The following is a 13,733-nucleotide window of genomic DNA, read 5'->3' on the forward strand; positions in this document are numbered from 1 at the left end:
TCTGACGCTTTCGGCGTCGATTTCTGACCACTCGGCGTCGATTTCTGACTACTCGGCGGGGTGGCTCAGAGGTCGAGGAAGGCGTACTGGGCTTGTTTGTGGGGGAGGTCGACTACCGGGCCGCGGGTGAAGCCGTAGGCGTCGAGGCGGGCGAGGGAGGGTTCGTTGGTGGCGTCGGGTTCCACGACTACGCGGCGGATGCCGGGCTTGGCGACCACCGACTCGAGGAAGAAGCTCAGGATCGTCTCCGTGCTGCCCTTGCGGGCGGGGGTGTCGGCGAGGAAGAGGTGTACGCCGAGGTCGCCGGGACGGCGGTCGTAGTAGGTGCCGAGCTCGTCGACCTCGGGGTCCCAGGTCTGGAAGAGAGCGACGGGGTCGCCGTCGAGGAAGACGAGGTACGCAGCCAGGTGCGGTTGCTCCTGGATCCAGGTGTAGATCTCCTCGATCTCCTCGCGCGGCTTGTCGACCATGCCCCAGAAGCGGGCGCGATCCTTCTGCAGCCAGCTGCACAGCAGGTCGATGTCGGCCGCGGGATCCAGGTCGCGGATGGTCAGGGTCATTGCTGCTCCTCGGTGAGCACGGACCAGTCGGTGACGACGCGGACGGCGCCGCCCCGGGCCCATGCCTCGTGCTGGTCGGTGTGGTGGGGGTCGTCGGGGGCTCCGCTGGCGCCGAGGGGTACGACCCAGCGGCTGTTGTCGCGGTCGGCGAGGTCCCAGGCGTAGCGGGCCACGGATCCTCGGACGGTCACGGTCGTGCCCGGGGACCAGGCGTTGCAGCGGACCGTGTCGGTGTCGCCGGGCAGCGGGGTCGCGGGGGCGGTGCGGGTGTGCGGGAGGTCGAACTGCTCGAGTGCGTGCAGCGGCCAGAAGCGATGCGCCTCCGGCCACGATGCGGGCTCCGTGCCAGCGTCAGGGACAGTGTCACGGACAGTGTCGTGGGCAGTGTCGTGGGCAGTGTCGCGGGCAGCGTCGCGGACGGCGACGGCTGCCGCGGTGACGACCTCATGCGGGTCGAGCCCGAAGGGCCTCTCGGCGGCCAGGATGACGTGCAACGCGGAGGCCACCCGGGCCGGCAGGGCCGACCACGGCTCGTAGAGCGGCCCGTGCTCGGAGGGCTCGCGCAGCGGCGCGAGCACGGGGGCGGCGCAGATCCGGTCGACGACCTCGGCGCGCAGCGCGGCGTACCAGGCAGCGCCGGACGAGGCGTCCATGGTGCCGTCCCACTCCGAGAGCTCCCCCGGAAGCAGGTCGGCGGGGACCAGCTCCAGCAGCCGCTCCCCCGCGGTCTGGGTGGTGTCGGCGAGCACCGCCACGGCCTGCTCCACGTCGAGCGGGCCGGCGTCGTCGAGCAGCGCGCGGATCCGCTGCGCCCGGAACGGCGGGGCGAACCCGTCGGCGAGCGCGTCGAACTCCGGCATGCACCGGTCGTTGGCCGTCACGAGCGCCCCCGAGGCCGGGGAAGTACGTCGCGGCAGCGGCGAGACCCAGCCGACCCACTCCCCCGTCTCGTCGCGTTGCGGCACCCGGCCGCCGACGGTGTGGACGACGTCGCCGTTCACGTCGGCGACCACCCAGTTGTTGACCGGCTCGACCCAGCGTGAGACCGCGGCCTCGACGTCGGCGACGGAGCGCGCCCGCAGCAGCGGCAACAACGTCCCGAAGCCCAGGTCGTCGAGCTCGTGACCGGGCGTGCGGAGCACCAGCGCCGAGCCCACCTCAGGCCCGCCGAGGACCACCGGCCCACGATCGGTCTCGAGCACCTCGACCTCGACCGGCTCCTGGCCGCGGACGCGCACGGTCTCCACCGAGCGCCGCACGGCCCCGCTCGACGACGACACGGAGCCATCGGCGGACCGCTCGAGGTCGATGCTCACCAGATCCTGATAGTCGGCCATCGCGTTGGTGATCCCCCATGCGACCCGGCCGGCGTGGGCGAAGTGCTGCACGCCCGGCACCCCCGGGAAGGTCATCCCGACCACGTCGAACTCGTCGGCAGGATCCGTGCATGCCAGCCGCACCTGGAGGTAGACGTTGGGCGCCTCGAAGAGCCGGTGCGGGTCACCGGCCACCAGCGGCAGCCCGGACGCGGTGCGGCCGCCGCCGACCGCGTACGCGTTGGACCCTCCGGCCAGCCCCTCCGTCCGGAAGAGCGCGGCCTCCTCGCCGAGCACCCGCGCGGCCCGCTCACCGAAGAGCTTCGAGGGGAACGACCCGAAGAGGATCTGCTGCACCCAGAAGACCGCGAACGGGGTCCATGGCTGCCACGTCCCGGGTGCTGGACCGAGTTCGTCCAGCTCGATGCACGACGTCTCCGCGAGCCCGGCCCGCACCCCGTCGACGTACGCCGCCAGGAACCCCTGCGTCTCCGCATCGAGCCGGCGAAAAGCCGTCTGCGCGACCGCAGCCAGCCGCACCCGACGCGCGAACCGGTCCCACTCCAGACCGGCCGGACCGAGCAGCTCGGCGGTGCGCCCCTCGCCGCGCAGCCGCTCGATCTCCAGCTGCCAGGCCCGGTCCCGCGCGGTGGCCAGGCCCTGCAGCCGGGCCACCTCGGTCAGCGAGGCGCCGCGTACGTGCGGGATGCCCCACTCGTCGCGGAAGAGACCGCTCGCTGAAACAGTCATGCGACCGGGTTGGCCAGCGTGCCGGCGAACATGAGCGACTCGGCCTGGTCGGTGATGTCGACCATCTGCAGGGTGTTGCGCAGCTGGAGCCGGTTGAGGCAGGAATGGCGGAAGCGCGGCCGGAGGAAGTCATAGCGCGCGACCGCGTCGGCCAGCTCGGGGTGGTCGGCGGCGTGGTCGACGATGCAGGCCCGCGCCTCGGCCCAGAACTCGCTCTCCGGCAGCACCCCCTCATCATCGAGGATCGCGGCGACGTAGCGCAGCACCCCGTCGAAGACGTCGGTGTGGATCGCCAGCGCCTTCACGTCGTCGGGGAACGAGCCACGGATCCGAGAGACCTCCTCGGGCAGCGGCAGGTCGCCCATGACGGCCACCTCCTCGCCGATGTCCTTCATGAACATCCGCACCGGGACGTGGTCGCGCAGCACCATCACCAGGTTCTCGCCGTGCGGCATGAACGCCAGGTCGTACGCGAGCAGGCAGTGCACCAGCGGCCGCAGGTAGGCGTCGAGGTAGCTGCGCACCCACTCCCGGGCGGGCAGGCCCGAGGCGCGGACCAGCTCGGCGGCGTAGGAGGCGCCGGCGGCGTCGCGGTGGAGCAGCGCCGCCATCGTGGCGCACCGCTCCCCCTCGGCCAGCCGCGGCACCGGCGACTCGCGCCACAGCGCGGCGATCATCTTCCGGTAGGGCGAGGGGGCGGGCAGCGCGTGGAAGACGTCGCCGGTCCAGCCGATCGAGGCCAGCTCGCGCAGCACCCCGAAGCCACGCTCCTTCAGCTCAGCGTCACCCTCGACCAGGTCGGCGACCCAGTCGTTGATGACCGGGGTCGCCCTCATGTAGGCCGGCGAGAGCCCCCGCATGAAGCCCATGTTCTGGATCGACAGCGCGGTCTTGACGTAGTGGCGCTCGGGCCGCGAGGTGTTGAAGTACGTCCGGATCGACTGCTGCGGGCGGTGGACGTCCTCACCCTCGCCGACGAGCACGATCCGGCGCGCGGCGACGTCGGCGGCGAAGGTGACCGCCAGCTTGTGGCGCCACTGCCACGGGTGGACGGGCAGGTAGCGGAAATCGTCCGGGTCGAGGCCGAGCCCGCGCAGCCTCGCCGCGAACCTGGCCAGCGTCGCCTCGCCGAGCTCGGCGGCGTACAGCGCCTCCTCGGTCTCGCCTCGGCCCAGCGCCAGGTGGGACTGCTCGCGGGAGACGGCGACCCACAGCAGACTCAGGTCGTTGCTGGTCTCCGGGGCCCAGCGGGCGTGGTCGTCGATGTCGAAGCCGATGCGGCCGTTGTTGGCGACGAAGGCCGGGTGGCCCTCGCTCATCGCGCCCTCGACGCTCTGGTGGTCGGCGTCGACGAGGTCGGCCGCGGTCAGCGTCTGGTGCTCGAGCTTCCAGCAGGCCGAGGCGATCGTGGCCGACAGCTCCTCCAGGTAGGTCGGCAGCAGCTTGTCGGGGATACCCAGGTCGGGCGCGAACTCGGCGACGAACACCTGCGCGTCCACCTCGCTCTCCTCGACGTCGCGCGCATCGCCGGTGCGGCGCACGATCGAGTCCGGGTCCACCACCCAGTGGTCGAGCTGGAAGCGCCGCGCGGTGAAGGCGTACGTCGAGGTCGGCCCGGCGAGCTCCCAGCCGCCCTCGGTGCCCTCATCGGTGGCAGTCGGCGCGATCATCCGCTCGTGGCTGAACTCCGCGATCGCCTTGGCGACCAGATGGCGGTGGGCGACGCGGATGTTCTCCGGGCGCAGGTGGGCCGCGGCGTGCATCTCGCGGGTGCAGACCGAGAGCATCGCGGTCTTCTCGCCGAGGTCGACCTCGCGCAGCTCGACGAAGCCCGCCTCGGTGTTCTTGCGGCGGATCGCCTCGTTGCGTACGTCGGGCTCGACCACCACGCGACGCACGCCGGGGCGGGCGAAGCAGTGGCGCATCACCGCCCGGAAGATCCGGGTCGTGAAGCCCGAGACCGGATCACCGGAGGTCGGCGCGACCAGCACGTGCATGCCGAGATCACCGGGCGCGAGCTCGGGGACGTCCATGATCCCGCCGAGCTCGCTGCGCGCGGGGTCATAGGTCTCGACCAGGAACGCCGGCGCGCCGTCGACCCGGCCCAGCCAGGCGTCGTGGTGGGGGTGCTCGGCGATCCGCGCGTACTCCGCGGCCACGTCGGCCGGGGTCGAGTCGGACATCATCCAGAAGGTCGAGCGCGGGTTGGTGACCCAGGCGTGGACGGTGGCGAGGTGGTGCTCGATCTCGAGGGGTTCGATCGTGATCCTCATCGGCTCTCCGTAACTGCGGTGGTCGAGCTTGTCGAGACCCGGGGCTGGATCCTGAAGCGGTCCGGCACCCCGAACTCCTGGAAGGCGACCCGCTTCTCGACCGGGTAGGGCTCCCGGCCCAGGATGGCGGCCAGGATCACCGAGCTGCGATAGGCCCCCATGCCGAGGTCGGGGGCGACGAAGCCGTGGGTGTGCTCCTCGCCGTTCTGCACCCAGATCTCGCGGTCTGCGGTGTCGACCGAGAACGTCGCGCTGGCGGCGTAGCGGCCCTGGTCGTCGAGACGTAGGCGGTCGCGGATCGGCTCGAGGAAGCCGGGCAGGCCGGCACGGTAGCCGGTGGCGAGCACCAGCGCCTCGGTCTCCATCTCGTAGTCCTCCTCCTGCTCGACGTGGTGCAGCGCGAGGTGGTAGCCGCCCTCGGTGCGGGTCACGCCGCGCACCTCGGTGTTGGTCAGCAGCGTGGTGCCGGTGACGCCACCGCCCGACTGGCCGACCGACCGGGTGTAGAGCGCCTCGTGGATCGCGTCGATGGTGTCGCCGGAGATCCCCTTGTAGAGGCTCTGCTGCGACTTCAGCAGCCGCTCGCGCTTCTGGGAGGGGAGCGACTGGAAGTAGGCGGAGTACTCCGGCGAGGTCAGCTCGAGGGTGAGCTTGGTGTATTCCATCGAGAAGAACCGCGGGCTGCGGGTCAGCCAGGCGAGCTGGTAGTCGTGGTCGGGCTGGGCGCTGAGCAGGTCGAGGTAGACCTCGGCCGCCGACTGGCCGCTGCCGACCACGGTGATGCTGCCCCGCGAGACGAGCTCGTCACGGCGGGTCAGGTAGTCGGCGCTGTGCAGCGCCGGACCGTTCTCGGCGACAGCCGCGGCCGCGCACTCGGGGACCCGTGGGCTCGTCCCGGTCCCGAGCACCAGCCGCCGAGTCAGGTGGGTCTCGCCGGAGGCGGTGGTCACGACGTACGTCTCGCCGTCGTGCTCCACCGAGACGACCTGCTGCCCGAACCGGACGGAGTCGAGCCGCTCGGCGACCCACTGGCAGTAGTGGTTGTACTCGCGGCGGTGGGGCAGGAAGTTCTCGCGGATGTAGAACGGGTAGATCCGGCCGGTCTGCTTGAGGAAGTTGAGGAAGCTGAACCGCGAGGTCGGGTCGGCCATCGTCACCAGGTCGGCGAGGAACGGCACCTGCAGCGTGGCCTCGTCGAGCATCATCCCGGGGTGCCAGTCGAACTTCTCGCGACCCTCCAGGAAGAGGCAGTCGAGCTCGTCGATCGGGTCGGCGAGGGCGGCCAGGCCCAGGTTGAACGGGCCGAGCCCGATGCCGATCAGGTCGTGGACGTGGGTGGCTGTGGTCATCGGACGGCCTCCGGGAGGGCAGGACCCAACGAGTGGCCGAGCGTACGGACCTGTTCGACGATGTCGAGCACGTCCTGCACGGAGGCCATCGGGTTGAGCAGGGTGAGCTTGAGGAACTGTCGGCCGCCGACCTTGGTCGCGGCGACGACGCTGCGGCCGCCGTTCCACATTTCCGCGCGGATGCGGCGGTTGAGGTCGCCGACGGCGTCCTCGTCCAGGTGCGGGTCGACGTAGCGGAAGACGACGGTGGAGAGCTGGGAGGGCGTGATCACCTCGATGTCGGGCTGGACGCTGAGGGCGTCGTAGACCTCGCGCGCCAGGTCGATCACGGTCTCGAGGTAGCTGCCGATCTCGTCGGCGCCCATCGTGCGCAGCGTCAGCCACAGCTTGAGCGCGTCGAAACGGCGGGTGGTCTGCAGGGACTTGTCGACCTGGTTGGGGTTCTGCGACTCCCGCGGGTTGAGGTAGTCGGCGTACCAGGAGGCGTGCTGCATGGTCGCCAGGTCGCGGACCAGCAGGGCGCTGGAGGAGACCGGCTGGAACCAGGTCTTGTGGTAGTCGATCGTGACCGAGTCGGACCGCTCGATGCCGTCGAGCAGGTGACGGTATCTCGGCGAGGCGAGCAGCCCGCCGCCGTACGCCGCGTCGACGTGGAACCAGACGTTGAAGTCCTGGCACGCGTCGGCGATGGCGTGCAGCGGGTCGATCATGCCGAAGTCGGTGGTGCCGGCGGTGGCCACGACCGCGGCCGGGACGAGCCCGTCGACGACGCACTCGTCGAGCGCCGCACGCAGCGCGCCGACGTCCATCCGGTGCTCGGCGTCGGTCGGCACGGCGATCGCCGCGTCATCCCCCATGCCGAGCAGCCGCGCGGACTTCGCGATGGAGAAGTGGCTGTCGGCGGAGGTCAGGAAGCGCAGCCGGTCGAGAGGTACGCCGCGGCGCTCCGCCTCACCGCGGGCCAGGAGCAGCGCCTGCAGGTTCGACTGGCTGCCGCCGCTGGTGAAGATGCCGTCGCGGGTCTCCTCCGGATATCCGGCGCGGTTCGCGGTCCAGTCGATGAGACGGCGCTCCATGAAGGTGCCGCCGGCGGACTGGTCGAAGGTGTCCATCGAGGTGTTGACCGCCGCGATCAGCAGCTCGCCCACGAGGGAGGGGATCACCACCGGGCAGTTCAGGTGGGCGGCATAGGAGGGGTCGTGGAACCAGACGGCATCATCGAGCCAGAGCCGCTTGACCTCTGCGAGCGCGGCGGTACCGTCGGCCAGAGGGCTGTCCAGGTCGACCTCGGCGACCGGCGCCGCGGCCTCCTCCGGCGAGATGCCGGTGGTGGGCCCGGCGAGGGAGTCGAGCTGATCGAGCAGCAGCCTGACCGCATCGGCGATTCCGCGGGTGTAGCCACGAGCATTGTCGGGGTGGAACAGATGCTCTAGTCGTGGTGCGCTCACGGGTCTCCTTCGACTGACTGATTAGGTTAGGTTAGGCAAGCCTCAGTGAGGCTACCCTAATCACACGCTCGCCGGACGACCGGCCACAGAGAGGACGATCACACCCGTGCCCCACCCGCCGACCCAGGCTCGTCGCGTCCTCATCGGCTTCGCGTTCGCCTCTCTCGGGAACGGCCTGACCCTGCCGTTCCTCTACGTGTACATGGCGCAGGTGCAGGAGCTCGGCTCCTCGACCGCCGGCTGGATGTTCGCCTGGATGGGCCTGGTCGGGCTGGCCGCGGCGCCCGGCGTCGGTGCGCTGCTCGACCGCTTCGGGCCCCGCCCGGTGCTGGTCGGTGCGCTCGTCCTGGAGGCCGTCTCCATCGGGTCGCTCGGCTTCGTCGACGGTCTGGGCCCGACGATGCTGGTGCTCGCCGGCGTCGTCGTCGGTGCCTCGCCGCTCTGGCCGGGGACCACCACCATGCTCGCCGCGATGGTGACTGCGGCCGACCGCGAGCGCGCCTACGGCTTCGCCTTCCTCGGCCTCAACGCCGGCATCGGCGTCGGCGGACTGGTCAGCGCGTTCCTCATCGACGTCGAGCGCGCGGAGTCCTTCCAGGTGCTCTACCTGTGCGACGCCCTCGCCTACCTGACCTACGCGGTGGTGCTGCTCCTGCTGGTCCGCTCCCCTGCCCGCGCCCGCGACGAGCAGGACGCGGCAGCGGCCGCCGGTTCCTGGGGCGAGGTGCTGCGCGACCGGCGGGCGGTGGCGCTGGTCGGGTGCGGTGTGCTCGCGGTGACCTTCGGCTACGGGCAGCTCGAGGCCGGCGCGACCGCCTATGCGGTCGACGTGGCCGGCGTGCCGGCGACCGCCCTCGGTTGGGCCTTCGCCGCCAACGCCGCCGTGATCGTGTGTGGGCAGGTCGTCCTGCTCCGGCTCACCTCGGGGTGGCGGCGTACGACCGCACTGGCCTGTGCGGTGCTGACCTGGTCGCTGGCCTGGACCGTGCTCGCCTCGGCAGACCTGATGCCGACCGCGGGCGCGGTGGCCGCCGTCGTGATCGGCCTGGCGATCTTCGGCCTCGGCGAGACGCTGTGGGCGCCGATCGTGACCGGGCTGGCCAACACCATCGCCCCCGACCACCTGCGCGGGCGCTACAACGCGTCCCTCGGCGCCACTCTCACGCTCGGCCAGATCCTCGGCCCGGCACTCGCCGGGTCCCTCATCGGCAGCGGCCTCGGCCACCTGTGGGCGCTGGTCGTGATCGGCGGCACCCTCACCGCCGGGCTGGTCCTGACCAGGCTCCGGTTCATGCTCACCCCGGCCGAGGACCGGGCTCCGGATCTCGTCGGAGACACCCCGGAGATGGCCGACGCGGCCGCCGAGCAGGCGGCCGCGTCGGCGATGCATCCCGGTCCCGGGGTCAACCGGTGAACGGCACTGCCTGGGTGGCGTCGGTGTGCCAGTTGGTGCCGACCGGCTCGTCGACGACGGCGGTGCTGGGCAGCTTCAGGGAGACCGGGTCGCTGTCGCCCTCACGCGCGGAGACGATGATCTCCTCGAACTCCACGCCGCCCTCCTGCGGGCCGCTGTTGGGGTTCACCCCGGCGTACGCCTTGGTGGAACCGGTCATGGTGATCGACTCGCCCACCGCCTGCTCGCTCGGCTTCACGTCGCCGGAGACGTCCGAGCCGAAGCCGGCCTCGATCGTGCTGCCCTCGAGCGTGCAGGTCACGCCGGGCTCGGCCGCCGCGGTGACGAGGTAGTAGCCGCCCGCCTGGGACTCCTCCGAGACCGTGAACCTCAGATCGCCGGTGGCACAGGCGCCCTTGGCGCCGCCCGCCTCCGTCTCCGAGGTGTCGGTCGGCTCCGTCGAGGGCGACTCGGCCGCCGTGGTCTCCGCCGACGGGCTGGGGCTGCTCTGCTCACCCCCGCTGTCGTCGGAGTCGGAGGAGCACGCCGTCGCGCCGAGCGCGAGGACCGTGGTGGCGAGGACGAGCGGCGCGAGGCGCCGGATGCTGATGGCCATGTGTTCTCTTGTCAGGGTCGGGCGAACAGGATCCACGAGATGTTCGTGACAGGTGCATTCATACCCGATGAGTAAAGAGATCTCGCTCCGGGTCGTAACCCAGCCGACCGCGTGTCGCGGCGACCAGGGCGACCGCGACGATGCCCGAGCCGATCAGCAGCGCGAGCTGGAACTGGTCGGCGTCGACGCCGGGGAAGAGCTCGCTGAAGGCCACCGAGGCGAAGTTGTTGACGCTGACGTGCAGAAGCATCGCCAGCGGCAGGCTCTGCCCGGTGCGGTTGAAGACCCAGGTCATCACGATGCCGAAGGTGAAGCAGAAACCGGCGAAGACGAGCGGCGCGAACCAGCTGACCTCCGGCCAGCCGCCCCAGTCGGTCAGGAAGAGCGGCATGTGCCACAGCGCCCAGATCGGCCCGAGCACGAAGGCGGAGCCCAGCGGACCGACGCGTCGCTGCAGCCGGGGCAGGGCGAAGTCGCGCCAGCCCGGCTCCTCGGCGAGACCGGTGGTGATCATCTGCATCAGCAGCCCGGGGACGTACGCCACCAGCACGAAGAGCCACGCCTGAGACGGCTCCGCCATCTGTCCGCCGGTGATCTGGACCGAGACGATGATCGCGGCGGGGACGCCGAGCAGGATGCCGGCGTACCAGCGCCAGCTCGCCCGCCAGCGCCACATCCCCCGCACCCAGGCGCGCAACCCGGCGCGGCCACCGACGAGCCCGGTGACCAGGGCGGCGCTGCCGATCGGGCCGAGGTACGCGCCCGGGAGCATCCCGAGCAGCTGGCCGCCGATGACGCCACCGGGGAAGGTCAGGTCGATGACTCCGAGGCCGCTGTTGGAGAGCACATAGGGCGTCCACGCCAGCCAGCTCGCCGCGAGGGCGAGCACGAAGAACGTGGGGAGCTCGTGGCGGCGTACGAATCCTCGTAGGCCGTGGTCCGGTTCGGTCACCGGAAGGGTTGTGGTGGTCATGATCGTTTCCCTTCGCCGTGTCGTTTCCTGGCGGATCTGAACCTACGAACGCGGCGGCCCCGGTCGCGCCGGGCAAAAGTGCGAACCCGGAAGTTGCATCGAAAGATGCTGGTGACCGGGACCGGCAGCGGAAAGGATGAGGGCGTGAACGAGACGAGGAGCCGAATGCTGCCGAGACTGATCGCGCCTGTGGTGGTCTGGCTGATCACCACGACGCTGCTGGTGGTGACGCCGGTCGTCGAGGCCACGGAGGCGGAGGTCAACGGAAGCCCTGCTCTCGGCAGCGTCGGCTGGTGGGCCGCGCTGGTCGTGCTCACCGCTCAGGCTGGGTTGCTCTTCTGGCGGCGCTCGCGACCGTTGACGGTGCTGCTGTGCGTCGCCGCCGCCTCGGTCGTGCTGGCGCTGACCGGCGCAGGCGACGGCACCAGCCTCGCCGTGGCTGCCGTAGTGGTGGCGGTATGGGCGGCGGTGATCTCGGTGGCGCTCCCCCGCCGGGCTCGTGCACTGGCCGGTGCGTTGGTCGGAGCGGGACTGCTCGTCGCGCTCGGGACCTGCCTGAGCCAGACGGACATCGGCGTCTCGGTCCGCACGGCGGTCCTCGCCGGCCTCGTCCAGGGCGCGGGCGTGGTCGTCGCGCCCGCTCTCCTCGCGGTGACCGTGCGAGCGCGCCGTGATGCCCGGTCGGCGCGGAGCGACCTGGCGCTCGCCGTCGACCGCGAGGAGTCCGCGCAGATCGCGGCGGCGATCGCCGAGGAGCGCACCGCGATGGCGCGCGAGCTCCACGACATCGCCGCCCACCACCTGACCGGGATCGCGGTGATGACCGGTGCGGTGGAGCGGCAGATCGACACCGACCCGGCGGGTGCGAAGGAGTCCGTACGCCAGGTCCGCACCCAGAGCACCGCGATGCTGCGCGAGCTCCGCGGCCTCGTCTCCCTGCTGCGCAGCCCCGGGCAGACCGAGCAGGAGAGCGGCCACGAGCGGCTCTCCCATCTGGCCGATCTCGTCGAGGCGGCCCGCCGCACCGGCCTCGAGGTGGAGCTCTCCACCCTCGGTTCCGAGGCGGCGGCCCGCGTCGGTCCGCTCGCCCAGCTCTCGGCGTACCGCACGGTTCAGGAGTGCCTCGCCAACGCCGCCCGGCATGCCCCAGGTGCCCGCTGCGAGGTCGTCCTGGACGCCCGCGACCCGGCGGAGGTCGTGGTGACGGTGCGCAACGGCCCGCCTCCTCGCCCGGCCCCGCCCGCCGATGCGCCGAAGCGGCACGGGCTCGGGCTGGTCGGCATGCAGGAGCGCGCCGACCTGACCGACTCCGTCCTCGAGTCCGGTCCGACCGCCGACGGCGGCTGGCAGACGCTGCTGCGGATCCCCGTCGCCGCGACCGCGGAGGTGGCCGGATGATCCGGGTCGTCGTGGCCGACGACCAGCCGCTGGTGCGCGCCGGGCTGCGTACGCTGCTGGAGACCGAGCCCGACATCGAGGTCGTCGCGGTGGCCGAGGACGGTGCCGCCGCGGTCGAGCAGGCGCTCGCGCTGCGCCCCGACATGGTCTGCATGGACATCCGGATGCCCGGCCGCGACGGCATCAGCGCCACCCGCGAGCTCTGCGGCCCCGACGTCGCCGACCCGATCCCGGTGCTCGTGCTGACCACCTTCGACATCGACGACTACGTCTTCGGCGCCCTCGAGGCCGGAGCCTCCGGCTTCCTCCTCAAGGACGCCGACCCCGACGCGATCGTCGCCGCCGTCCGCTCCGTCGCGGCCGGCCACGGCACCCTCGACACCTCGCTGACCCGCCGGGTCCTGCGCGAGGTCGTCAACCGGAGGCGTACGCAGCCGGTCACCGCCGCCCGCGCCAGCGAGCTCCTCACCACCCGCGAGCTCGACATCCTCCTCCACCTGGCCGAGGGCATGTCCAACGAGGAGATCGCGCAGGCGCTCGTCCTGGAGATCTCGACGGTGAAGTCCCACCTCGCCCGGATGATGCCCAAGCTCGGGGTGAAGTCACGCCTCCAGGCCGCGGTCTGGGCCTACCAGTCGGGGCTCATCGAGCGCTGAGCCGGGCCTCAGGCCTGGTCGCCCTCCCGGACGAGGGTCACCCGGCCAGGGGACGCAGGCCGATCTCGGTGAGCCGGCGACCACGTCGACGGAGCAGGTCCTGGAAGTCGGCGGCGAGCGTGGACGGGCGGCGGTCGAGCCAGCAGGCGCCGATGTGGCGCACGGCCTGCGGGTCGGTCAGCGGCACCTCGACGCAGCCTGCGGCGCCGTGCGGGTCGCGGGGCGCCAGGCTCACGCCGAGCCCGGCCGAGACCAGCCCGCGGAGGGTGGCGAGGTCGTCGCCCTCGAAGCCGATGGTGGGCGTGACGCCGCTGGCGGTGGCGAGCTCCTCCAGCAGCGTACGCATGCCGTAGCCGCGCTTCATGCAGATGAAGGTCTCCTCGGCCGCCTCCTCGAAACCCACCCGGGTGCGCGTCGAGAGGCGGTGACCTCGCGGCACGACCAGGACGAGCGGCTCGGTGTGCAGCCGCCACTGCCGCATGCCCGAGGCCTCCTCGAGCGGGGAGATCAGCGCGACCTCGGCGGTGCCGTCGGTGACGGCGGCCAGGCAGCTGGGGCGGGAGGTCTGGATCAGGTCGACCGACGCACCGGGGTGCTCCTGGAGGAACGCCTTGACCAGCGCCGGGACGACCCGCTCGCCGAGGGTGCTCTGGAAGGCGAGCGCGATGCGGCCCCGGGCTCCCGACTCCTGGGCCTGGACCGCCTCGATGCCTGCCGTCGCGGCCGCCACCGCCGCGGCGGCGTGCGGGGCGAGCGCCTCCCCGGCACGGGTCAGGCGCAGTCCTCGCCCCTGCCGCTCGACCACGTCCACGCCGAGCTCGCGACCGAGGCGGGTGAGCATGCGGCTCACCGTCGGCTGCGGCATCTGCAGCAGGTCGGCGGCCGCGAGCGTCTGTCCGGTCTCGGCGAGCGCGGCGAGGGCGGGGAGCAGCGGGAGTACGTGACGTGCGGTGGTGTCCACGCCGTTGATCCTATGCGTATCAGCATTCTTCCACGCTCAA

General features: G+C 71.7%; 11 protein-coding genes. 3 read left to right on the forward strand and 8 right to left on the reverse strand.

The window, feature by feature from the left end:
• Positions 1-65: 65 nt before the first annotated feature.
• Genes IEY81_RS18230 through IEY81_RS18250 form a run of 5 tightly spaced genes read right to left on the reverse strand, consistent with a single transcriptional unit; the run spans position 66 to position 7,696 of the window.
• A complete protein-coding gene (locus tag IEY81_RS18230; protein ID WP_189119918.1) occupies positions 66-560 on the reverse strand; it encodes a GNAT family N-acetyltransferase in 495 nt (164 codons plus the stop codon).
• A complete protein-coding gene (locus IEY81_RS18235) occupies positions 557-2,626 on the reverse strand; it encodes a penicillin acylase family protein (RefSeq protein WP_189119919.1) in 2,070 nt (689 codons plus the stop codon). The genes IEY81_RS18230 and IEY81_RS18235 overlap by 4 nt, the downstream gene beginning before the upstream one ends.
• Entirely contained in the window at positions 2,623-4,899 is a 2,277-nt protein-coding gene (locus IEY81_RS18240) for a GNAT family N-acetyltransferase (RefSeq protein ID WP_189119920.1), read from the reverse strand. The genes IEY81_RS18235 and IEY81_RS18240 overlap by 4 nt, the downstream gene beginning before the upstream one ends.
• Positions 4,896-6,248: a lysine N(6)-hydroxylase/L-ornithine N(5)-oxygenase family protein gene (locus IEY81_RS18245; RefSeq protein WP_189119921.1), complete on the reverse strand. Its 1,353-nt coding sequence runs from the start codon at positions 6,246-6,248 to the stop codon at positions 4,896-4,898. The genes IEY81_RS18240 and IEY81_RS18245 overlap by 4 nt, the downstream gene beginning before the upstream one ends.
• Entirely contained in the window at positions 6,245-7,696 is a 1,452-nt protein-coding gene (locus IEY81_RS18250; RefSeq protein WP_189119922.1) for a pyridoxal phosphate-dependent decarboxylase family protein, read from the reverse strand. The genes IEY81_RS18245 and IEY81_RS18250 overlap by 4 nt, the downstream gene beginning before the upstream one ends.
• 106 nt (positions 7,697-7,802) lie before the next feature.
• Between IEY81_RS18250 and IEY81_RS18255 the strand changes: the two genes are divergently transcribed.
• Positions 7,803-9,110: an MFS transporter gene (locus IEY81_RS18255; RefSeq protein ID WP_189119923.1), complete on the forward strand. Its 1,308-nt coding sequence runs from the start codon at positions 7,803-7,805 to the stop codon at positions 9,108-9,110.
• Here the strand turns inward: IEY81_RS18255 and IEY81_RS18260 are convergent.
• Both IEY81_RS18260 and IEY81_RS18265 read right to left on the reverse strand, forming a co-directional pair.
• A complete protein-coding gene (locus IEY81_RS18260; protein WP_189119924.1) occupies positions 9,100-9,705 on the reverse strand; it encodes a DUF4232 domain-containing protein in 606 nt (201 codons plus the stop codon). The genes IEY81_RS18255 and IEY81_RS18260 overlap by 11 nt on opposite strands.
• A 58-nt stretch (positions 9,706-9,763) precedes the next feature.
• A complete protein-coding gene (locus tag IEY81_RS18265; RefSeq protein WP_189119925.1) occupies positions 9,764-10,678 on the reverse strand; it encodes a type II CAAX endopeptidase family protein in 915 nt (304 codons plus the stop codon).
• Positions 10,679-10,822: 144 nt separating this feature from the next.
• Here IEY81_RS18265 and IEY81_RS18270 point away from each other — a divergent pair, with 144 nt between their 5' ends.
• On the forward strand, positions 10,823-12,076 hold the full coding sequence (locus IEY81_RS18270; RefSeq protein ID WP_189119926.1) for a sensor histidine kinase: 1,254 nt from the start codon (positions 10,823-10,825) through the stop codon (positions 12,074-12,076).
• The gene (locus tag IEY81_RS18275; RefSeq protein WP_189119927.1) at positions 12,073-12,732 is read left to right on the forward strand and encodes a response regulator; all 660 of its coding nucleotides are present in this window, start codon (positions 12,073-12,075) and stop codon (positions 12,730-12,732) included. The genes IEY81_RS18270 and IEY81_RS18275 overlap by 4 nt, the downstream gene beginning before the upstream one ends.
• A 37-nt stretch (positions 12,733-12,769) precedes the next feature.
• On the opposite strand, the gene IEY81_RS18280 is transcribed toward IEY81_RS18275, so the two are convergent.
• Positions 12,770-13,693, reverse strand: coding sequence for a LysR family transcriptional regulator (locus IEY81_RS18280; RefSeq protein WP_229787978.1), 924 nt, complete (start codon positions 13,691-13,693; stop codon positions 12,770-12,772).
• Positions 13,694-13,733: the final 40 nt, after the last annotated feature.

The organism is Nocardioides luteus (genome assembly GCF_014648595.1).
Lineage (GTDB): Bacteria > Actinomycetota > Actinomycetes > Propionibacteriales > Nocardioidaceae > Nocardioides > Nocardioides luteus.

What these genes read in the sequence shown, in the direction of transcription:
- IEY81_RS18235 (WP_189119919.1), bottom strand. Translation starts at nt 2,626, where the DNA reads ATGACTGTTTCAGCGAGCGGTCTCTTCCGCGACGAGTGGGGCATCCCG.
- IEY81_RS18245 (WP_189119921.1), bottom strand. Translation starts at nt 6,248, where the DNA reads ATGACCACAGCCACCCACGTCCACGACCTGATCGGCATCGGGCTCGGC.
- IEY81_RS18230 (WP_189119918.1), bottom strand. Translation starts at nt 560, where the DNA reads ATGACCCTGACCATCCGCGACCTGGATCCCGCGGCCGACATCGACCTG.
- IEY81_RS18265 (WP_189119925.1), bottom strand. Translation starts at nt 10,678, where the DNA reads ATGACCACCACAACCCTTCCGGTGACCGAACCGGACCACGGCCTACGA.
- IEY81_RS18260 (WP_189119924.1), bottom strand. Translation starts at nt 9,705, where the DNA reads ATGGCCATCAGCATCCGGCGCCTCGCGCCGCTCGTCCTCGCCACCACG.
- IEY81_RS18240 (WP_189119920.1), bottom strand. Translation starts at nt 4,899, where the DNA reads ATGAGGATCACGATCGAACCCCTCGAGATCGAGCACCACCTCGCCACC.
- IEY81_RS18275 (WP_189119927.1), top strand. Translation starts at nt 12,073, where the DNA reads ATGATCCGGGTCGTCGTGGCCGACGACCAGCCGCTGGTGCGCGCCGGG.